Origin of the sequence: Streptomyces sp. NPDC049954, from assembly GCF_040656295.1 — a bacterium.
Classification (GTDB): domain Bacteria; phylum Actinomycetota; class Actinomycetes; order Streptomycetales; family Streptomycetaceae; genus Streptomyces.
Genome location: NZ_JBFALS010000023.1, coordinates 56710 through 76929, shown reverse-complemented (window position 1 = coordinate 76929; position 20220 = coordinate 56710). Strand labels below are relative to the sequence as shown.

Annotated in this window: 15 protein-coding genes and 1 pseudogene; 7 read left to right on the top strand and 9 right to left on the bottom strand. The window is 69.7% G+C overall.

Annotated elements, in window-relative coordinates:
* Nucleotides 1–225: hypothetical protein (locus AB0J21_RS32375; protein WP_363149728.1), on the top strand; the 225-nt coding region annotated here is incomplete at its 5' end.
* Nucleotides 226–366: 141 nt separating this feature from the next.
* Here the strand turns inward: AB0J21_RS32375 and AB0J21_RS32370 are convergent.
* The 3 genes from AB0J21_RS32370 to thyX form a co-directional block, all read right to left on the bottom strand.
* Nucleotides 367–2052 carry a ribonuclease J gene (locus tag AB0J21_RS32370; protein ID WP_363149727.1) on the bottom strand — a complete coding sequence of 562 codons (1686 nt, stop codon included), beginning with the start codon at nt 2050–2052 and terminating at the stop codon, nt 367–369.
* Nucleotides 2053–2194: 142 nt separating this feature from the next.
* Nucleotides 2195–3109, bottom strand: a complete 915-nt coding sequence (gene dapA, locus AB0J21_RS32365) for a 4-hydroxy-tetrahydrodipicolinate synthase (RefSeq protein WP_363149726.1) — start codon at nt 3107–3109, stop codon at nt 2195–2197.
* A gap of 280 nt (nt 3110–3389) precedes the next feature.
* On the bottom strand, nt 3390–4142 hold the full coding sequence (thyX, locus tag AB0J21_RS32360) for an FAD-dependent thymidylate synthase (protein ID WP_363149725.1): 753 nt from the start codon (nt 4140–4142) through the stop codon (nt 3390–3392).
* A 233-nt stretch (nt 4143–4375) separates the two neighbouring features.
* Between thyX and AB0J21_RS32355 the strand changes: the two genes are divergently transcribed.
* Both AB0J21_RS32355 and AB0J21_RS32350 read left to right on the top strand, forming a co-directional pair.
* Nucleotides 4376–4615, top strand: coding sequence for a hypothetical protein (locus tag AB0J21_RS32355; protein ID WP_363149724.1), 240 nt, complete (start codon nt 4376–4378; stop codon nt 4613–4615).
* 189 nt (nt 4616–4804) lie between these two features.
* The gene (locus AB0J21_RS32350; protein ID WP_363149723.1) at nt 4805–5365 is read left to right on the top strand and encodes a hypothetical protein; all 561 of its coding nucleotides are present in this window, start codon (nt 4805–4807) and stop codon (nt 5363–5365) included.
* Nucleotides 5366–5474: 109 nt separating this feature from the next.
* Here the strand turns inward: AB0J21_RS32350 and AB0J21_RS32345 are convergent, their stop codons facing one another.
* The 5 genes from AB0J21_RS32345 to rpsO form a co-directional block, all read right to left on the bottom strand.
* Nucleotides 5475–5945, bottom strand: a complete 471-nt coding sequence (locus tag AB0J21_RS32345) for a hypothetical protein (protein ID WP_363149722.1) — start codon at nt 5943–5945, stop codon at nt 5475–5477.
* Nucleotides 5946–5958: 13 nt separating this feature from the next.
* Complete coding sequence (gene dapB, locus AB0J21_RS32340; protein ID WP_363149721.1) at nt 5959–6711, bottom strand: 4-hydroxy-tetrahydrodipicolinate reductase; 753 nt, start codon at nt 6709–6711, stop codon at nt 5959–5961.
* Nucleotides 6712–6757: 46 nt separating this feature from the next.
* A complete protein-coding gene (locus tag AB0J21_RS32335; RefSeq protein ID WP_363149720.1) occupies nt 6758–8137 on the bottom strand; it encodes a pitrilysin family protein in 1380 nt (459 codons plus the stop codon).
* Entirely contained in the window at nt 8134–10350 is a 2217-nt protein-coding gene (locus AB0J21_RS32330; RefSeq protein ID WP_363149732.1) for a polyribonucleotide nucleotidyltransferase, read from the bottom strand. The genes AB0J21_RS32335 and AB0J21_RS32330 overlap by 4 nt, the downstream gene beginning before the upstream one ends.
* A 622-nt stretch (nt 10351–10972) precedes the next feature.
* Nucleotides 10973–11260 (bottom strand): 30S ribosomal protein S15, encoded by a 288-nt coding sequence (gene rpsO / locus AB0J21_RS32325; RefSeq protein ID WP_363149719.1) that lies wholly within the window; start codon nt 11258–11260, stop codon nt 10973–10975.
* 937 nt (nt 11261–12197) lie between these two features.
* Between rpsO and AB0J21_RS32320 the strand changes: the two genes are divergently transcribed.
* The gene (locus AB0J21_RS32320) at nt 12198–12494 is read left to right on the top strand and encodes a DUF397 domain-containing protein (RefSeq protein WP_363149718.1); all 297 of its coding nucleotides are present in this window, start codon (nt 12198–12200) and stop codon (nt 12492–12494) included.
* Nucleotides 12495–13247: 753 nt separating this feature from the next.
* Nucleotides 13248–13403, top strand: a pseudogene (locus AB0J21_RS32315) (hypothetical protein); the annotation flags it as partial.
* Here the strand turns inward: AB0J21_RS32315 and AB0J21_RS32310 are convergent.
* The gene (locus AB0J21_RS32310; protein WP_363149733.1) at nt 13376–13540 is read right to left on the bottom strand and encodes a hypothetical protein; all 165 of its coding nucleotides are present in this window, start codon (nt 13538–13540) and stop codon (nt 13376–13378) included. The pseudogene AB0J21_RS32315 and the gene AB0J21_RS32310 overlap by 28 nt on opposite strands.
* Nucleotides 13541–14894: 1354 nt before the next feature.
* Between AB0J21_RS32310 and AB0J21_RS32305 the strand changes: the two genes are divergently transcribed.
* Entirely contained in the window at nt 14895–17828 is a 2934-nt protein-coding gene (locus AB0J21_RS32305; RefSeq protein WP_363149731.1) for an AAA family ATPase, read from the top strand.
* A 196-nt stretch (nt 17829–18024) separates the two neighbouring features.
* Nucleotides 18025–19932: an ABC transporter substrate-binding protein gene (locus AB0J21_RS32300; protein WP_363149717.1), complete on the top strand. Its 1908-nt coding sequence runs from the start codon at nt 18025–18027 to the stop codon at nt 19930–19932.
* Nucleotides 19933–20220: the final 288 nt, after the last annotated feature.

The window sequence follows — 20220 nt, the reverse complement described above, 5'->3', positions numbered from 1 at the left end:
CTGGCGTTGACTTTTGGCACGCTGTTGAGTTCTCAAGGAACGGACGCTTCCTTTGTACTCACCCTCTCGGGCTTTCCTCCGGGCGCTTCCCTTCGATATTTCGTGTTCCCGACTCTATCAGATCCTCGCGGCCCTGATTTCCTCGGTGCCTTTCCGGTTCCCGGTCCGGCCTTTCGGCTTTTCCGTTTCCCTTTCCGGCGAGTCCGACTTTATCAGAAGTTCTGAGTCGGACTTCCCGCCCCGTTCAGGGCTTCCAGCACACAAAGATGCTGGGCTCCGAAGCGGCGGTGTTGCCAAACGTACTGGAGCGGGGCGCCCGGATGCAAATCCGGGCGCCCCGCTCCAGGCAACGCTACTGACGGCGGGTCAGACCTCGACCACGACCGGCAGGATCATCGGGCGCCGGCGGTAGTTGTCCGACACCCACTTGCCCAGCGTGCGCCGGATCAGCTGCTGAAGCTGGTGCGGTTCCACCACACCGTCCTGAGCGGACCGCTCCAGAACCTCGTTGACCTTCGGGATCACCGCGCTGAAGGCCGAGTCCTCGATCCCGGAACCACGCGCCTGGATGTGCGGGCCTCCGGTGATCTTGCCCGTGGTGGAGTCCACCACGACGAAGACCGAGATGATGCCCTCGTCCCCGAGGATGCGGCGGTCCTTCAGCGAGGTCTCCGTGACGTCACCGACCGAGAGGCCGTCGACGTACACGTAGCCGGCCTGCACCTTGCCCGTGATCCGGGCCTTGCCCTTGATGAGGTCGACGACCACGCCGTCCTCGGCGATCACGATGCGGTCGTGCGGCACCCCGGTCAGGGCGCCCAGCTCCGCGTTGGCCCGAAGATGGCGCCACTCACCGTGCACCGGCATCAGGTTCTTCGGCTTGCAGATGTTGTAGAAGTACAGCAGCTCGCCGGCCGAGGCGTGCCCGGAGACGTGGACCTTCGCGTTGCCCTTGTGGACGACGTTCGCTCCCCACCTCGTCAGGCCGTTGATCACGCGGTAGACCGCGTTCTCGTTGCCCGGGATCAGCGAGGAGGCGAGCACCACGGTGTCGCCCTGGACGATGCGGATCTGGTGATCACGGTTGGCCATGCGCGAGAGCGCGGCCATCGGCTCGCCCTGCGAACCGGTGCAGACCAGGACGACCTCTTCGTCCGGCAGGTCGTCCAGCGTCTTCACGTCGACGACGAGACCGGCGGGCACGCGCAGATAGCCCAGGTCACGGGCGATACCCATGTTCCGCACCATCGAGCGCCCGACGAACGCCACGCGCCGGCCGTACTCGTGCGCGGCGTCCAGTACCTGCTGGATGCGGTGCACGTGGCTCGCGAAGCTCGCGACGATGATGCGCTTGCGCGCCGAGCCGAACACCTGGCGCAGCACGTTCGAGATATCGCGCTCGTGCGGCGTGAAACCGGGTACCTCGGCGTTGGTGGAGTCCGTCAGCAGGAGGTCGATGCCCTCCTCGCCGAGCCGGGCGAAGGTCGGCAGGTCCGTGAGGCGACGGTCCAGCGGCAGCTGGTCCATCTTGAAGTCGCCGGTGTGCACGACCATGCCCGCGGGCGTACGGATCGCCACCGCCAGCGCGTCCGGGATGGAGTGGTTGACCGCGATGAACTCGCAGTCGAAGGGGCCGATGCGCTCCCGGTTTCCCTCCACCACCTCCAGCGTGTACGGCCGGATGCGGTGCTCCTGGAGCTTCGCCTCGATCAGCGCGAGGGTCAGCTTGGAACCGATCAGCGGGATGTCCGGCTTCTCGCGCAGCAGGTACGGCACCGCGCCGATGTGGTCCTCGTGGCCGTGCGTGAGGACGATGCCCTCGATGTCGTCGAGGCGGTTCCGGATCGAGGTGAAATCCGGAAGGATCAGGTCGATTCCGGGCTGCTCCTCCTCGGGGAAGAGCACTCCGCAGTCGACGATCAGCAGACGCCCGCCGAATTCGAAAACGGTCATGTTGCGGCCGATCTCACCGAGACCGCCGAGCGGCGTGACCCTCAGGCCGCCTTCGGCGAGCTTCGGGGGCGGGCCGAGTTCAGGGTGCGGATGACTCAAAAGACTCTCCTCAACCATGCGCGCCACGTGCCGGGGCACGTGGCGCGCATGACGTTTCGTGCTGTTGTCGTTGGCTTGGTCGAGGCGCAGGCCGCGGACGGAAGGACTTCCGTCCGATTTCTACACCTTCGCGCTTATTCGGTTATGAAGTCTGTGCGGTGAGTTCTACCCCACCGGCCGCAAGGTCGATCTTGAGCTGGGCGATCTCCTCCGCCGACAGCTCGATCATCGGGAGCCGCAGCGGACCCGCGGGGAGCCCCTGGAGGGTGAGCGCCGCCTTCGTGGTCATGACGCCCTGCGTGCGGAACATGCCCGTGAAGACGGGGAGCAGCCGCTGGTGGATCTCGGTGGCCTTCTGCACGTCCCCGGACAGGTGTGCGTCCAGCAGGGAGCGCAGCTCGGGGGTGACGACGTGGCCGACCACCGACACGAAGCCGACGGCACCGACCGACAGCAGCGGGAGGTTCAGCATGTCGTCGCCCGAGTACCAGGCCAGGGGGCAGCGGGCGATGGCCCAGCCGGCCCGCCCGAGATCGCCCTTGGCGTCCTTGTTGGCGACGATCCGAGGGTGCTCGGCCAGCCTTACCAGGGTCTCCGTGTTGATCGGGACACCGCTTCGCCCGGGGATGTCGTACAGCATGACCGGCAGCTCCGTGGAGTCGGCGATCGCCGTGAAGTGCCGGAAGAGCCCCTCCTGCGGGGGCTTGTTGTAGTACGGGGTGACCGTGAGCAGCCCGTGCGCGCCGACGGCCTCCGCCGAGCGGGCCAGTTCGATGCTGTGGCGGGTGTCGTTGGTGCCGACGCCCGCGATCACGTGGGCACGGTCGCCCACGGCCTCCACTACCGCTCGTACGAGTTCGGCTTTCTCCGCGTCGCTGGTCGTGGGCGACTCTCCGGTGGTGCCGTTGATGACCAGGCCGTCGTTGCCTGCGTCCACCAGGTGGGCGGCGAGCCGCTGCGCGCCGTCGAGGTCGAGATCGCCGTCCGCCGTGAAGGGCGTGACCATGGCGGTGAGGACCCGCCCGAAGGGGGTCTGCGGAGTGGAGGTCAAAGCCATGGGTAACACGCTACTCGCTGCTCGGCCCGGGATCGCCCTTCGGGGCTGCGGGGGCGGGCGCGGGCACCGCCCCGAACAGCTGAAATCCGGTCGTAGCGCACGCACGGACGCGAGGGTGTCGTGAAGGGGGCCCGGCGCTGCCTGCTCGGGGGTTCACGCAGCGCCGGGCCCGTTCGATCAGGCTAGTTGAACTTCTCGAAATGCCGCAATACGGACACTTCTCGGGGGCGGTCCGTACATCTGTGCCCGCCCGCCGGTCTTCTGCGTGCGGTAACCGGGGTCAAGGGGCCACGCGGCCGTTCTTGTTGAAGGCCGCATGGGTGAGCGGCATGAGGCGCGCCCAGGCCTCCTCCATGCGCTCACCGACCATCTCGATCTCGCGCTGCGGGAAGGAGGGAACCGTGGCCAGCTCGTGCTGGGTCCGCAGGCTGAGGAAGTGCATGAGGGAGCGCGCGTTGCACGTCGCGTACATCGACGAGAAAAGTCCGACCGGCAGGACCGCACGGGCGACCTCGCGGGCGATTCCGGCGGCGAGCATCTCCTGGTACGACTCGTACGCCTGTCGGTAGGAGTCCTCCATGACGCGCCCGGTCAGCTCGTGCTGGCCGGCGGTGCCCTCCGTGAACACGTACTTGCCGGGGCGCCCCTCCTGGACGAGCTTGCGGGACTCTCCGGGGACGTAGAACACCGGCTGGAGCTCCCGGTAGCGGCCCGACTCCTCGTTGTACGACCAGCCCACCCGGTGGCGCATGAACTCACGGAACACGAAGATCGGCGCGTTGATGAAGAAGGTCATCGAGTTGTGCTCGAAGGGGCTGCCGTGGCGGTCCCTCATGAGGTAGTTGATCAGGCCCCTGGACCGCTCGGGGTCCTTGGTCAGCTCGTCGAGCGACTGCTCACCCGCAGTCGAGACCCGGGCGGCCCACAGCACGTCCGAGTCCGCGGCGGAGTGCTTCACCAGCTCCACCGTGATGTCGCTGCGGAACGTGGGTTTGGTGATCTCTGCGGGGGTCACCTGAGAAGTCTCAGACACCTGCGATGGTCCTTCCGGTCGTGTCACTCGGGCGGCGTCCACTGTACGGGCCGGTACTGACAGCGCTCCGCGAAGCGGTGGTTCGCGACATTTTTTTGCGAACTTCGCCAAAGCGGGCACCGATGGGGCCTCTCGCTCGTCTGTCCGGGTGGAGCCGTCGCGTTCGGAAGATCGTGGCGGAAGTACCGTGATATGAGATTTTTCCGACGAGTTTCCGAGGAGAAGCGCCTTCCATGTTCCGTCGGCGTGAGCCTGTTCCCTTTGCCTTCATCGCCGAAGCAGAGAAGTTCCGCAGTAATGTCACACCCCCGCCCCGCGTGCGCGCGAGCAGGGGACAGCTGCTCGGTCGGGTCCTGGTGGGCCTGACCGTCGCCGCCGGCTTCGCCGGCTCGCTCCTGTTCGGGCTGCCCGCTCTGTCCCCCGAGCAGTCCACGCACCACGTCCAGCAGTCCGAGGCCTCGGACCATCGCTGACCCTCCACAGCCGGCTCCGTCCCGTGCGACACTTCAGGGCCGCTGACGCACGTGCGGGGGCAGGGGCGGCTCCGCTCCTGCGCCCCTCCACCGGCCGACGCCGGGCCCCGGGGTGGTGCAGCCCCGGGGGCCTCGGTAGCCTCACCCGTCACAAGCCCCCCTTCGTGCGTGGATTGAGTGAGGATCAGCGTGCCCCTGCCCTTTCTTACGGCGGACCGCACTTTCGACGAGGGCGCCGACGACGTCGCGCTGCCGTACGAGAACCGTGACGTCTGGCGTCGCCCCTATCGCCCGGGCCCCTGGCGGGTCGGCTCGGCAGCGGTGCTCCTGCTGCTCGCCGCCTTCGTCCTGCTGGCGGCCACCGCCACGGTGCTGGCGGGCGGGACCGGTGGCGCGGTTGTCTGCGCTGTCCTCGCCCTGGTGATCATCGTGTCCGCGCTGCGGCTGCTGCGCGCCGGCGCCTGGGTCAGTTCGCGCGGTCTGCGCCGGGTCGGCTTCCTCCAGACCAGGACCTACCAGTGGAACCAGGTCGTGTCGGTACGCACCATCCAGCAGCCGGTACGTCTGCTCGGGTTGCCGCGGACGGTCCAGGGCCAGGCCGTCGTCCTCACGCCGAAGCGGCAGAGCGCCCCGGGAGCACTCATCTCCGACCACAGCGCAGACTTCCTGTCCCGTCCCGAGGGCTTCGAACGGGCCGCCGACTCGCTTGAGGTGTGGGCGGACGAATATGCCACGGGGCCGGTGGCGTAACGCGACGTACCGCGGACAGCGGCGTCGTACGGGCTGAGGGACTGAAGAGGGGCGGGTGGCACCCGGTGTGGGTGCCACCCGCCCCTGCTTGTTTGCCCGGCTCGCGTCCTCAGGCGCCGCGTGGCCGGGCCGTGGACGGCGCGGAGCGGTCGTGGAGGGCCATCGCGTGCTGCATGGCCTTGCGGGCACGAGGCGTGTCACGGGCGTCCCGATAGGCGACGGCCAGCCGGAACCAGCAGCGCCAGTCGTCCGGACGGTCCTCCGCCTCACTCTTGCGACGTGCGAAGACGGCGTCGGCCGAGGCCCGGTCGATACGGCCTGAGGGAGTGCGCTCCAGTTCGTCGACGGGCAGGCCCCCCTCGGCCTCCAGCTCCACCGCGAGCGCGTTGGCACGGAGCGCGAAGCGGGTGTTCTGCCACAGGAACCAGACGCCGATCAGCGGGAGGATGAGCACCGCCACACCGAAGGTGACGGAGATCAGTGTGCCTTCCCTGATCAGCCAGTAGCCGCGCTCCCCGACCAGCACGAAGTAGAAGACCAGGACCAGCGCGGTGATCGTGTAGGTGATCTTTGCTCGCATCAGGTGGCCCCGGTCAGTTCAGGTCGAGGAAGTGTTCCAGGCCGAAGGTCAGCCCGGGGGTGTCGACGACGCGTCGTACGCCGAGCAGGATGCCCGGCATGAAGCTGCTGTGGTGCAGCGAGTCGTGCCGGATGGTAAGGGTCTCCCCCGCTCCGCCGAGCATTACCTCCTGGTGGGCCAGGAGGCCGCGCAGCCGTACCGAGTGGACGTGCACGCCGTCCACGTCGGCGCCCCGGGCACCGTCCAGCGCGGTGGCGGTGGCATCCGGTTGCGGGGCGCTGCCGGCCGCTGAACGGGCCTCGGCGATGAGCTGGGCGGTGCGGGTCGCCGTACCGGACGGGGCGTCCGCCTTGTTCGGGTGGTGCAGTTCGATGACCTCGACGGACTCGAAGTACGGCGCCGCCTGCTGGGCGAATTTCATACTGAGCACGGCGCCGATCGAGAAGTTCGGCGCGATGAGCACGCCGGTGCCCGGCGCGGCGTCCAGCCATCCGTGCAGCTGCGCGAGGCGGTCCTCGGTCCAGCCGGTCGTCCCGACGACGGCGTGGATGCCCCGTCGTACGCAGAAGTCGAGGTTCTCCATGACCGAGGAGGGCGTCGTCAGTTCGACGGCGACCTGGGCGCCCGCCTCGGTCAGGGCGTCCAGCGAGTCGCCCCGGCCGACGGTGGCCACCAGCTCCAGGTCCTCGGCGTCCTCGACGGCACGGACGGCCTCGGAGCCGATCCGGCCCTTGGCGCCGATGACGGCCACGCGCAGCTTGCTCATGTCCTGCTTCCTTCGGGATGGGGCGGGGAGGGGACCGCGGGACGGCTCAGGCGACGGACTCGTGCAGACGGGCCGTCTGCTTGTCCTTGAGCGGGCCGATGACCGACAGCGAGGGCCGCTTGCCGAGGATGTCACGCGCGACCTCGCGCACCTCGTCGGGGGTGACGGCGGCGATGTTGCCGAGCAGGTCGTCGACCGAGATCTGTTCGCCCCAGCACAGCTCGCTCTTGCCTATCCGGTTCATGAGCGCGCCGGTGTCCTCCAGGCCCAGGACGGTGGAGCCCGCGAGCTGGCCGATGGCGCGGCGGATCTCGTCGTCGCTCAGGCCGTTCTGCGCGACGTTGTCGAGTTCGTCGCGGCAGATCTTGAGCACGTCATCCACCTGCGCGGGGCGGCATCCCGCGTAGACCCCGAAGAGGCCGCAGTCGGCGAAGGACGAGGTGTAGGCGTACACGCTGTAGGCGAGGCCCCGCTTCTCGCGCACTTCCTGGAACAGGCGCGAGGACATACCGCCGCCCAGCGCGGTGCTCAGGACGCTCATGGCCCAGCGCCGGTCGTCGGTGCGGGCCAGGCCCGGCATGCCGAGGATGACGTGGGCCTGCTCGGTCTTGCGGCCCAGGACCTCGACGCGGCCGGCGGTGCGCAGGCTGCGCGTCCCTTCGCGGGGGCCGACGGGAACGGCGTCCTCCCGGCCGAGGGCCCCGGCGCGCTCGAAGGCGGCGCGGACCTGCCGTACGACCTTGGCGTGGTCGACGTTGCCGGCGGCGGCCACCACGAGGTGGGTCGGGTCGTAGTGCCGTTTGTAGAAGCGGGCGATCTGGTCGCGTCCGAGGGCGTTGATCGTGTCGACGGTGCCGAGCACGGGGCGGCCGAGAGGGGTGTCCCCGAGCATCGTGTGCGCGAACAGGTCGTGCACGCAGTCGCCCGGGTCGTCCTCGGTCATGGCGATCTCTTCGAGGATGACGCCGCGCTCGGCGTCGACGTCCTCGGGCTCCAGGGTGGAACCGGTCAGCATGTCGCAGACGACGTCGATGGCGAGCGGCAGATCGGTGTCGAGGACCCGCGCGTAGTAGCAGGTGTACTCCTTCGCCGTGAAAGCGTTCATCTCACCGCCGACCTCGTCGATCGCGGCGGAGATGTCGAGCGCGGAGCGTTTGGCGGTGCCCTTGAACAGAAGGTGTTCGAGGTAGTGCGTCGCCCCGTTGAGGGTGGGCGTCTCGTCACGGGAGCCGACGTTCGCCCAGATCCCGAAGGTCGCCGACCGGACGGAGGGCAGGGTCTCGGTGACGACGCGCAGACCGCCGGGGAGCGTGGTGCGGCGGACGGTGCCGATGCCGTCCCTGCCCTTGAGGAGGGTTTGGGTACGGGCGACGGCCCGCCCCCTGGTGGAGGGGCGGGCCGTCGTCGTGGAACTGCGTGACGTCACTTGTCCGTGTCGTCCTTCTTCTCGTCGTTCTCTTCACCCTCGACGACGGGGATGAGGGAGAGCTTCCCGCGGGAGTCGATCTCGGCGATCTCGACCTGGACCTTCTGGCCCACCCCGAGGACGTCCTCGACGTTCTCCACGCGCTTGCCGCCGGCCAGCTTGCGGATCTGCGAGATGTGCAGCAGTCCGTCCTTGCCGGGCAGCAGGGACACGAACGCACCGAAGGTGGTGGTCTTGACGACCGTACCCAGGTAGCGCTCGCCGACCTCCGGCATGGTCGGGTTGGCGATGCCGTTGATCGTGGCGCGGGCGGCCTCGGCGGAGGGCCCGTCGGCGGCACCGATGTAGATGGTGCCGTCGTCCTCGATCGTGATGTCGGCGCCGGTGTCCTCCTGGATCTGGTTGATCATCTTGCCCTTCGGGCCGATGACCTCGCCGATCTTGTCCACGGGGATCTTGACGGTGATGATCCGCGGGGCGTTGGGGGACATCTCGTCCGGCGTGTCGATCGCTTCCATCATCACGTCGAGGATGTGGAGGCGGGCGTCACGGGCCTGCTTGAGCGCGGCGGCCAGGACGGAGGCGGGGATGCCGTCCAGCTTGGTGTCGAGCTGAAGGGCGGTGACGAACTCCTTGGTGCCGGCGACCTTGAAGTCCATGTCGCCGAAGGCGTCCTCGACACCGAGGATGTCGGTGAGGGTGACGTAGTGGGTCTCGCCCTCGATCTGCTGCGAGATGAGGCCCATGGCGATACCGGCGACGGGGGCCTTGAGGGGCACACCGGCGTTCAGCAGCGACATGGTGGAGGCGCAGACGGAGCCCATCGACGTGGAACCGTTGGAGCCGAGGGCCTCGGAGACCTGGCGGATCGCGTAGGGGAAGTCCTCGCGGGCCGGCAGGACCGGGACGAGGGCGCGCTCGGCGAGGGCGCCGTGGCCGATCTCGCGCCGCTTGGGGGAGCCGACGCGGCCGGTCTCGCCGGTGGAGTACGGCGGGAAGTTGTAGTTGTGCATGTAGCGCTTGCGGGTCACCGGGGAGAGGGTGTCCAGCTGCTGCTCCATGCGCAGCATGTTCAGCGTGGTGACGCCCAGGATCTGGGTCTCGCCGCGCTCGAACAGGGCCGAGCCGTGGACGCGCGGGATGGCCTCGACCTCGGCGGCCAGCGTACGGATGTCCGTGACGCCGCGGCCGTCGATGCGCTTCTTGTCCTTGATCACGCGCTCGCGGACCACGGCCTTGGTGAGGGCGCGGTATGCGGCGGAGATCTCCTTCTCGCGGCCTTCGAACTGCGGGAGCAGCTTCTCGGCGGCGAGGCCCTTGACGCGGTCCAGCTCGGCCTCGCGCTCCTGCTTGCCCGCGATGGTGAGGGCCTGGGCCAGCTCGCCGAGGACGGCGGCGGTCAGGGCCTCGTACACGTCGTCCTGGAAGTCCAGGAAGATCGGGAACTCACCGGTCGGCTTGGCGGCCTTGGCGGCCAGCTCGGCCTGGGCCTTGCAGAGCACCTTGATGAAGGGCTTCGCGGCGTCGAGACCGGCGGCGACGACCTCCTCGGTGGGCGCGGTGGCGCCACCGGCGACGAGCTGGATCGTCTTCTCGGTGGCCTCGGCCTCGACCATCATGATCGCGACGTCGCCGTCCTCCAGGACGCGACCGGCGACGACCATGTCGAAGACGGCGTCCTCGAGCTCGGTGTGCGTCGGGAACGCGACCCACTGGCCCTTGATGAGCGCGACACGGGTGCCGCCGATCGGGCCGGAGAAGGGCAGGCCGGCCAGCTGCGTGGAGCAGGAGGCGGCGTTGATCGCGACCACGTCGTACAGGTGGTCGGGGTTGAGCGCCATGATCGTCTCGACGATCTGGATCTCGTTGCGCAGGCCCTTCTTGAAGGAGGGGCGCAGCGGCCGGTCGATCAGGCGGCAGGTGAGGATCGCGTCCTCGGAGGGCCGGCCCTCGCGGCGGAAGAAGGAGCCGGGGATCTTGCCGGCCGCGTACATCCGCTCCTCGACGTCCACCGTGAGGGGGAAGAAGTCGAGCTGGTCCTTGGGGTTCTTGGACGCGGTGGTGGCCGACAGCACCATGGTGTCGTCGTCCAGGTACGCCACGGCGGAGCCGGCGGCCTGCTTGGCCAGGCGGCCCGTCTCGAAGCGAATGGTGCGGGTGCCGAAGGTGCCATTGTCGATGACGGCTTCGGCGTAGTGGGTCTCGTTCTCCACCAGGGGTTTCTCCATTTACGTCTCGTACTGCGTGTCGTCTTTCGCCGCCCTGCCCGTGTGGCGGGGCGGCGGGCGGAGAAGCGCTCCGGTTCCTGGCCGGTCTTCGATCGAAGCACCCGGATCGGGGACGGGATGCGTCCCTGCCTTCCGAGGGCCACTACCGAGGACCGGCTGCGACGTGGAGTCGCTTCCCCTCGTGTGTCCTGCGTATGCGTACCGGAGCGGCAGATGTGACGGAACGAGTGTCCGTCACGGCGCCGTGCTGACGCCCGCGCCACCCCAGGGTGGTAGGTGCACCGGTCCTCGCTCGCGCGAGACCGGCTTCTTTCTTCTGTTGTCCCGGTCAGCAGTCCGGTGTCCCGGTCCGGTGCCCGGCGTGTTGTCCCGGCCGCCTGCGCGGCCGTCATGCTCGTCCTACGCGTCTTGCTCTGCTCGCGTACGCCGCGCATGACGCATGCGGTGACGCTCGCGCCGACGCGTGTACAGCCCCAGACTACAAAGCGACCGGCGCCCGCCGCACGTACAACGTATTCCGCCGCACGTGCGACAGGTACGGCACGTAACGGCGCGTACGGCAAAGGGAGCGGCCCCCGCGTGTGGGAACCGCTCCCTTCATGGCGTCTTAGCGGGCGCCCGCCGCACCGCGGCGGATGCCGAGGCGCTCGACGAGGACACGGAAGCGCGCGATGTCCTTCTTGGCCAGGTACTGCAGAAGGCGGCGACGCTGGCCGACCAGGATGAGCAGACCACGGCGGGAGTGGTGGTCGTGCTTGTGCGTCTTGAGGTGCTCGGTCAGGTCCGAGATCCGGCGCGACAGCATCGCGACCTGCACCTCGGGAGAACCGGTGTCACCCTCCTTGGTGGCGAACTCGGACATGATCTGCTTCTTCGTAGCGGCGTCGAGCGACACTCGATACTCCTTGTGGGACTTCGCGGCCACCGAGTGCCCCTGGTCTTGATCTCAGGAGAGCTTCCGTTACTCGGGAGGCGGGGCGCGCTGGGCGCAGCTCCCAGAGCCTCCGGGAACGCGTACACAAACGGCCGTCGTCCAGGTTACCAGTCCGTTCGGGACAGGCCGCACGGGGTGCGTCGGGGCCGTCCGCGCACCGGAACACGGGGCGGACGCTTCCGCCCCGTCGCCGTCATCGTGCGGAGCGGCCATCGCGGGCGGAGCGGCGTGCGGCTGCGCGGAGCAGTGTTCGGCCGGGGTTCCGGAAGGGGTGGTCTCCGGGACGGTGCGGCGCATGTCTCGGGAGCGCGAAACACGGGAGGGCATCGGGGAGCCACGTCGGGAGCCATGACACGTCGGGAGCCACGAAGGGAGCCATGACGGGAGAGATCCCAGGCGGAGGAGCGAGGGGGGAACCTGGGGGCCGGGGGAGGTCTCCCGCAGTGAAGGGCTTTCGGGTGGAGGCTCCCGACAGGGCTTCCTGTGGAGGCTTTCCGACGGAGGACGGGGCGCGGTCACGAACTGCGCCGGTGATGCCACACGGCAAGCACGATGAGACCGATCACGAGCACCCACACCCACCAGGGCGGCAGCCCGGAGACCCCTGCACCGGAGGAGGTGTGGCTGTGGTGGTAGTGGTGGTGAACGGAATGATGCCAGCCTGCTGTGAACGCATGCGTACCTGTTGACGACATGGCGTCAACGTAGCCATCCGCCCTCGCCCTGAACGGGGTACGACAGGTCCTGTGACGAGCCCGTTGCCTTTGTCGCGGGACCAGTTCGTTCCGGCCCACGTCGGCCGGGCGGCCAAGTAATCTGTCGAGCCCGGGCCTTGGCACCGGGCCGCTGGACGGCCTACGGGTCGTCGCCACATCAGACCGGGAAGGACGAGCCCCTCATGCCCCAGGAGAAGAGCGCCGCAGCACCTGCTCCACAGCAGGAGATGGACGAGGAGACCAAGGCACGGAAGGAGCGGGAGAAGAACGAGCTGTACGCGCTGGACATCTCGGGCGTCGAGTGGTCCGGCCCACCCGGCACCTCCCCCGACGAGGAGCGGGTGGAGATCGCCCACCTCCCGGGCGGCGGCGTGGCCATGCGCTCGTCCCTCGATCACGACACGGTGCTGCGCTACACGGAAGCCGAGTGGACCGCGTTCGTCCTCGGCGCACGCGACGGGGAGTTCGATCTGCAGTAGGCCGTACGCCCCGTGCGCCTGGAACAGTCGGGAGAGCGGGGTACGGGGCATGCGCGTCCTTCTACTGCGCCCCGTCGGGTCGACGGCGCGCGCAGCAGAAGGACGCGCGTCCTCGGCGCGACCGTCTTGGCATGTACGACGGTGCGGGTCGGCATATGCGATGTGGCGCAGATCGGCATATGCGACGGTGCGCCCGGAGACCAGCGACGGGGCGACGCGGCCCACGGGGCGGCATATGCGACGGAGCATCGCGCTCGCTCGCACGAGCAGCGGGGGCGCAGAGGACGAGCAGCGGCAGGGCCGAGATCCGGGCGCAGCGGAGGCACCGGTCGGCCGTTCGGGAATCACCTGTCGTTTTCCGACATCCTCTGGCCGGGATCACGCAGTGATATGTAACTCAAACGGGTTCAATTACGTGCGAGTCTGCCCGGGATTACGCAGTGAACCGGGTGGGATACGACGCCTATGACCAGAGTTGAGGAGCCAGTGGCGCCGGGCGTGAATCACGTACACGGGCAGGAAAGTGACACAACGGCCCCAACTGGCCCCACGAACAGGCCTGCCGGATCGGCATACGTGATGACTAGTCTGGTACCGGGCGTAGTCCGACGGGTGCTCACCGCCGGTTCCGGCGCCCGACGGGGCGGGCCCGGTTGTTCACGGCCCTTGTTGTTCCTTGGGCGGTTGTCCCAGCGGGCAGACGCGGCGTGACCGCCCCGATGCCGCAAGAGGTGCCGACCAACTGGAGGAACTGTGAGCAGCGACCAGGACGGCAATCACGGAGGCTGGGCCACGTCCGGCGCTGACCACTCCGCAGACCGTCCGAGCGACCATGCGAACGATCGCGTGCATGACCACTCGGACGCTCAGTCGCCTGGTGATCACTCGGACGTGGAGTCGCCCGTGGAGTCGACGGGGGAATTCACGATCGGGCGCACCCCGGACGCCTGGTACACCCAGCACGCGTCGGACAGTTCGACCGAGGCGTCGGTCTCGTCGCCCGGATCCCGGTCCACGCACGCGTCCCAGACGCCCCTGTCCTTCACACCGCCCGCGCCACCGCCGGCACCGTCTCCTGCTCCTGCTCCTGCTCCATCCGGGCCGGTGGCCTCCACTTCTCCCGCGGCCACGGGCTTCACGCCGCCGACCGGCACTGCCCCGCGCGTTCCGGGGCTGCCCGTGGGAGGCGGCTTCGCGCCCGCCGCCGGAGCCTTCGCCAACGGCACGGGCGAGGGACCGGACGCCGATGCCGCCGCCGGCCTCGCCAACGGCGACGTGGAGAGCGCCACGACGATGCGTTTCTCCGCGTCATCCCTGCAACGACAGTTGCGCGAGCGGCACAAGGCGGCCGCGGCCGCGGCGAGCGATGCCGACGCCGCTGTGGGCTGGGCCACGAGGAACGACGTGCCCGCGCCCGAGGGCGGCACAGCCGGTGGTGGCACCGATGACGGGGCTGGTTCCCGTCCCTCCGGGGCCGTCGGATCCCCCTCCCTGGCAGCAGGGCGGGACGGCGACGGCCTCACCGGCGCGAGCGAGGACGCGAACGTCGTACGCGGGAGCCAGGGCGGCGGCGACAACCAGCATGCCGATGTCCCCTTTCCCGGCGAAGTCGAAGTCGAAGTCGGCGGAACGGCGAGCAGCGCCCCGGCGAAGCCGATCCCTTCGGACGCGGCGGACGGTGCGGGCGCCACCAAAGATGTGGCGCACTCGGACGGGGCCGCCGGGGACGGAAAGGCCAATGGGGCAGGAACGGCCCGTGAGGCCGACGGAACAGGCCGGACAGACGCGGCCGCCGAGCCGTACGGGGCGGACGGCCGCGGCGGTCTCGGAGACGAGAGCAGCGGCGAGGACCGCGAGAGCCGCGGCCTCGGTGATCTTCACTCCGTGCACGCGTCCGCCCCTGCTGAGGCGGATGCCGGGGCGGGGCGCTTCGGCACGCCGGGAACCGACGGGGCGGCGCCGGGATCAGAAGGGGACGGCGCCGCTGACACCGTCGGGCCCTCCCCCGTGGGCTCCGGAACAGCCGATGCCGCCGCCTCGGTGGTCGGCCCCGTCGGCAGCCGTGCCCCCTGGGACGCCGCGCCGTCGGACACCTCCCGCTCGGCGAGCACGACCGGCGACTCATCGCAGGACGGGGCCCAGGCACGGCACGGTGCGCCGATCCCGTACGGCACCGAAGGCGCAACCGGAGCGGACCGCCCCGTGCCCTCGGACGCCCTTCCCAGGGACGCCCTGCCCCAGGACGCCCTCGGGCACGCCCCCGCCGCCTCCGAGCTGCCCGCCGCGGCACCCCCGCAGGGCGCCGCCGCACCGTGGGGCACGACGTCGCCGCAGGACGCTCCGCCCCGTCCCGACGCGACACCGTCCGACGTACGTCCCCATGACGTGCCTCCCCGTGACATGCCTCCCCATGACGTACGTCTCCACGACGGGCATCCCCTCAGCGCGGCACCGATCGAGGCATCTGCGGATGTTGCGGACCCCGGGGACCCGCGGGGTTCCTCAGACGCACAAGCCCCGGACTACGCCGCAGAACGGTATGACGCCGCGGAACCGCAGGACGCCGTCCCGACGTACGACGTCTCGCAGGCGCCGCCGGACCAGGCGGGTCCGGTGGGCGGCGGGCAGCCGTGGAGTCGTCCCGCCACGCCCCCCGTGGGGCTCCCGCTGCCGCCGAGTTTCGAACTCGCCGCTCCGGCGCAGCCCTCGCGCCCCGATGCGGCGCAGGCCGAGGCCGAGACCGGCACGTCACGGGACGACACGTCCCGGGAAGACGCTCCCGAGGATGCCGCCCCTGATGCTGCGCCGTCGGCATCGGACCGGGCTCCGTCTCCCGTGGCACCCCGGGCGCCGCGCCCCTGGCCTCCGGCCTCCCTTGAGGGGCAGGCACTTCCCGGGCTCGTCCCACCGCCGCACGCCAATCTGTCGCGGGCGGCAGAAGGCATCAAGCCGACGGCGGACGTAGCGGATTCGGCAGGTCCTCAGACACCGGGGAGTGCCGACGCCGCCGCGCCGGCCCCGGCGCATCCGGCCCCGTCGTATCCCGCTGCCCCGTCCGCCCCGTCGCCGTCGGCCCCGTCCGGGCCGACCGGCCCCCCGTCGTCCGCCCCGTCCGGTGCCCGGCCCGGGTACGGGTTCCCGCAGCCGGGAACGCCGCAAAGCGGATACGGCTTTCCGGCTCCCGGAACGCCGCAGAGCGGATACGGGTTCCCGCCCGTCGCTCCGGCCTCCACGGGGCCCGCCCCCGAAGGTGGTCCGCAGGGATACGGGTTCCCACCGTCGCCTCCTGCCGACGTCCCGGGACCGGGGCAGGGCGCTCAGGCCACGGGGCCCTCCGCGTACGGCTTTCCGTCGCCCCGTCAGGAGGCCCGCCCGCAGCAGCCGCCACAGGGGCAGCCACTCTATCCGGGCCCCCTTCCGCCGCAGGCTCGACCTCAGTCCCACGGACCGCAGCCGGGACAGCAGTGGGGGCGTCCGGGCGCTCCGCAGCATTCGGGCGCTCCGCAACCACCACAAGCCCCGCCACCGCCACTGGCACCGGAGCAGCAGCCCGTGGCTCAGCAGCTGCCCGCTCCCGGCGCACCCCAACCCGCACCGGCGCCCACCGGTACTCCGCCGGTCCCCGGAGCACCGTCAGATCCCCCCTACGGGGCCGCCGCTCCACAGCACGGGGCGCCGGCCGGGGGTGAGCAGGCGCCGTCCCAGGGCCCCGTCGACCCCCGGATCGGTACGGCGTGGCCGCAGCCGATGCAGCACGATCAGCGGCAACGTACCCACCCCGGAGCACCGATCGGTTACACCGCCGCAGTGGAACTGTCCTCGGACCGGCTGCTGCGGAACAACAAGCCGAAGACGCGCAGCAGCCGCCCCGTGTCGGGGGGGTCGCGGTTCCGTATCGGCGGCAAGAAGGAGGAGGCCGAGCGGCAGCGACGTCTGAACCTGATCCGGACTCCCGTGCTGTCCTGCTACCGCATCGCCGTCATCAGCCTCAAGGGCGGCGTCGGCAAGACCACGACCACGACCGCTCTCGGGGCGACCCTCGCCACGGAGCGGCAGGACAAGATCCTCGCGATCGACGCCAACCCGGACGCCGGGACCCTCGGCCGACGGGTGCGGCGCGAGACCGGGGCGACGATCCGGGATCTGGTGCAGGCCATCCCGTACCTGAACAGCTACATGGACATCCGGCGCTTCACCTCGCAGGCTCCGTCCGGGCTGGAGATCATCGCCAACGACGTGGACCCGGCCGTGTCCACGGCGTTCAACGACGAGGACTACCGGCGAGCGATCGACGTTCTCGGACGGCAGTACCCGATCATCCTCACCGACTCGGGGACGGGGCTGCTGTACAGCGCCATGCGCGGTGTACTCGATCTGGCCGACCAGCTCATCATCGTGTCCACCCCTTCGGTGGACGGGGCGTCCAGCGCCAGTACCACCCTCGACTGGCTCGCGGCGCACGGCTACGCCGAGCTCGTCCAGCGCAGCGTCACCGTCATCTCCGGGGTGCGGGAGACCGGCAAGATGATCAAGGTCGACGACATCGTGGCGCACTTCAGGACCCGCTGCCGCGAAGTGGTCGTGGTGCCCTTCGACGAGCACTTGGCCGCCGGGGCCGAGGTGAACCTCGACATGATGCGCCCGAAGGTGCGCGAGGCGTACTTCCACCTCTCGGCGATCGTCGCGGAGGACTTCGTACGGCATCAGCAGGCGCACGGCCTGTGGACGTCCGACGGCAACCCTCCGCCGGTAGCCGCGCCCCCGATGCCCGGGCAGCAGATGCCGGGACAGCAGGTGCCGCCGGGCGCACCTCCTCAGGCCCCGTACGGTCCCGCGCAGGGACAGCAGGGGCAATGGGCGCCGGGGATGCCACGGATGTCGCCGCCGGGCGCGCCTGGTGCTCCGGGCGCAGCGCAGGCCGCCCCGTACGGCTACCCCGGGCAGCCCGGTCAGGTCGGCCCGCCGGGAGGAGCTCCGCAGCCCGCCGCCCCGTACAGCTCGCAGCGGCAGCCCGAACCGGGCGCACCGCACAGCGGGGCCGCCTCGGGGCAGGAGGGTCAGGGCGTTCCGGGAGCGCCCGAGGGTCCCGCGCCCTTCGCCGCTGTCACTCCGTACGACCGGACGGGGCATCCCGGCGCGGTGCCGCAGCCTCCGTCCGTGGCCCCGCAGCAGCCCGGACGGTCCTCTGCGGCGCCTGGCGAAATCCAGCCAGGTCAGCCAGTGCCGCCCGGGGCACTTCACCGCCAGTTCCCTGCTCCTGACGGGACGCCGCAGGACCAGCCGCCGTGGCCTCCCCAGGGTCCGGCGGCCCCGTCCGCACCGCCCGCACCATAGGGTTTCAGGGGACTAGACCAATGAGGGTCCGCACGATCGAAATCGTGCGGACCCTCGGCCGTTATCGCAGGCCACGCAGTGTTCACATGTCGTTGACATGTTTAGACCAGCGCTGGTAGACACTCACATCACCCAATCGGCGCATCATGATCAACCAGCCAGCTATGTGCGAGCGATGACACGAGGTCACCGGCCAATGGATACTCCTGAACAGCACGGCAGATCACTAGCACTTCCCCGTCCGGAACGGCGCGGCTCGCTCGGCCGTTTCCGGCTGATTCTCGCTGCGGGCGCCGCAGCGCTGTCCTTGACGGCGGCCCTCGCGACTCCGTTGAACCCCGCTCCGGCCCCGGCCGCCGCGGCGGAGGAGTCGACGCTCACCGTCGCCCTCGCACAGAGCGTGGACTCGTTGAGTCCGTTCCTCGCGCAGCGCCTGGTCAGCACCAGCGTCTCCCGGCTGATGTACGACTTCCTGACCAACTACGACCCCAAGGACAACCACGTCGTCCCAGGACTCGCCACCAAGTGGAAGTCCTCGGAGGACAAGTTGACCTGGACCTACACGATCCGGTCGAACTCGAAATGGTCGGACGGCGAGCAGGCCACTGCGGAGGACGCCGCCTGGACGTTCAACAAGATGATGACCGACCCCGGCGCGGCCACCGCGAACGGCAGCTTCGTCAGCAACTTCAAGAAGGTCACGGCGCCCAGTCCCACCCAGCTCGTCGTGGAGCTGAAGAAGCCCCAGGCCACGATGACCGCGCTCGACGTGCCGATCGTCCCCAAGCACGTGTGGGAGAAGGTCGGCGACCTGTCGAAGTTCAACAACGACAAGCAGTTCCCGATCGTCGGCAACGGACCCTTCGTCCTCACCGGTTACAAGGTCGACAGCTACGTCAAGCTGAAGGCCAACAAGGACTTCTGGCGCGGCGCCCCGAAGTTCGACAACATCGTCTTCCGCTACTACAAGGACCAGGACGCCGCCGTGGCGGCGCTGCGCAAGGGCGAGGTCTCCTTCGTCGCCGGCAGCCCGGCCCTGACGCCGGCCCAGGCGGCATCGCTGAAGAGCGCCGACCACGTGAAGGTCAACGAGGGCCCCGGACGCCGTTTCTATGCCCTGGCCACGAACCCGGGCGCCAGGACCAAGGACGGCAAGAAGTTCGGCACCGGCGACCCCTCGCTCCTCGATGAGCGGGTACGGCACGCGCTGTTCATGTCGATCGACCGCAAGACGATCCTCGACCGGGTCTTCCAGGGCCACGCGGTGGCCGGGGCCGGCTACATCCCACCGCGCTTCTCCGACTACGCGTGGCAGCCCTCGGCCGACCAGGAACTGGCCTATGACCCGAAGGCGGCGGCCAAGCTGCTGGACGAGGCGGGCTACAAGAAGAACGGCGACGGCAAGCGCGTCGGCAAGAACGGCAAGCCGCTCAACTACCGCATGCTGTGCCACGCCACCGACCCCAACGACAAGGCGGTCGGCAAGTACCTCCAGGAGTGGTGGGGTGATCTCGGAATCGGCGTGAAGATCGACTGTCTCGACAACGTCACCGACCCGTGGGTCGCCGGTGACTACGACCTCGCCTTCGACGGCTGGTCCGTCAACCCCGACCCGGACTTCGTCTTGTCGATCCACACGTGCGCCGCACTGCCCAGCAAGCCCAAGGAGGTCGCGGCGACCGACAACTTCATCTGCGACAAGAAGTACGACGAGCTGTACGCGAAGCAGCTCGCCGAGTACGACCCCGCCAAGCGCGCCGACATCGTCAAGCAGATGGAGTCCCGTCTGTACGACTCGGGGTACATGAACGTCATGGCGTATCCGAACGCCGTCGAGGCGTACCGGACCGACCAGATCAAGTCCATCACCACCATGCCGACCGCCGCGGGCAACATCTTCGGTCAGGACGGTTACTGGAGCTGGTGGTCGGCCGAGCCCGCCTCGGGTGCCTCCTCCGGCGCGGTCGGTGACTCGGCGTCCGACGGTGGTTCCGGTTCCTCGACGGGCCTCTGGATCGGCATCGGCGTGGTCCTCGTCCTGCTCGTCGGTGGCGGCGTGTTCTTCGGGCTGCGCCGTCGCGCGACGGCCTGGGACCGCGAGTAGTCCCGGTTCGCAGGGCGGGCGGGCGCGGGGCCGTGGCGCAGGCGGGGGTGGCGCCACGGCCGGGCGGAAGGGAGCGGCGCCTTGGCCCGGGCGGGTGGACTCGCGTCTCGCTCCTCTCCCCTGCCGCCCGCGCCCTGCACGCCGTCCCCGGCTCCGCGTCCCGTGGCGGCACAGCGCCTGGCCCCGTGGCATATGCCACGGGGCCAGCCGCGCCGACGCCGGGACGGGGCCAAGGACAACCCTTCACCCGAGTTACACGCCCCACCTGCACCCTGGTCCGTCGGTGAC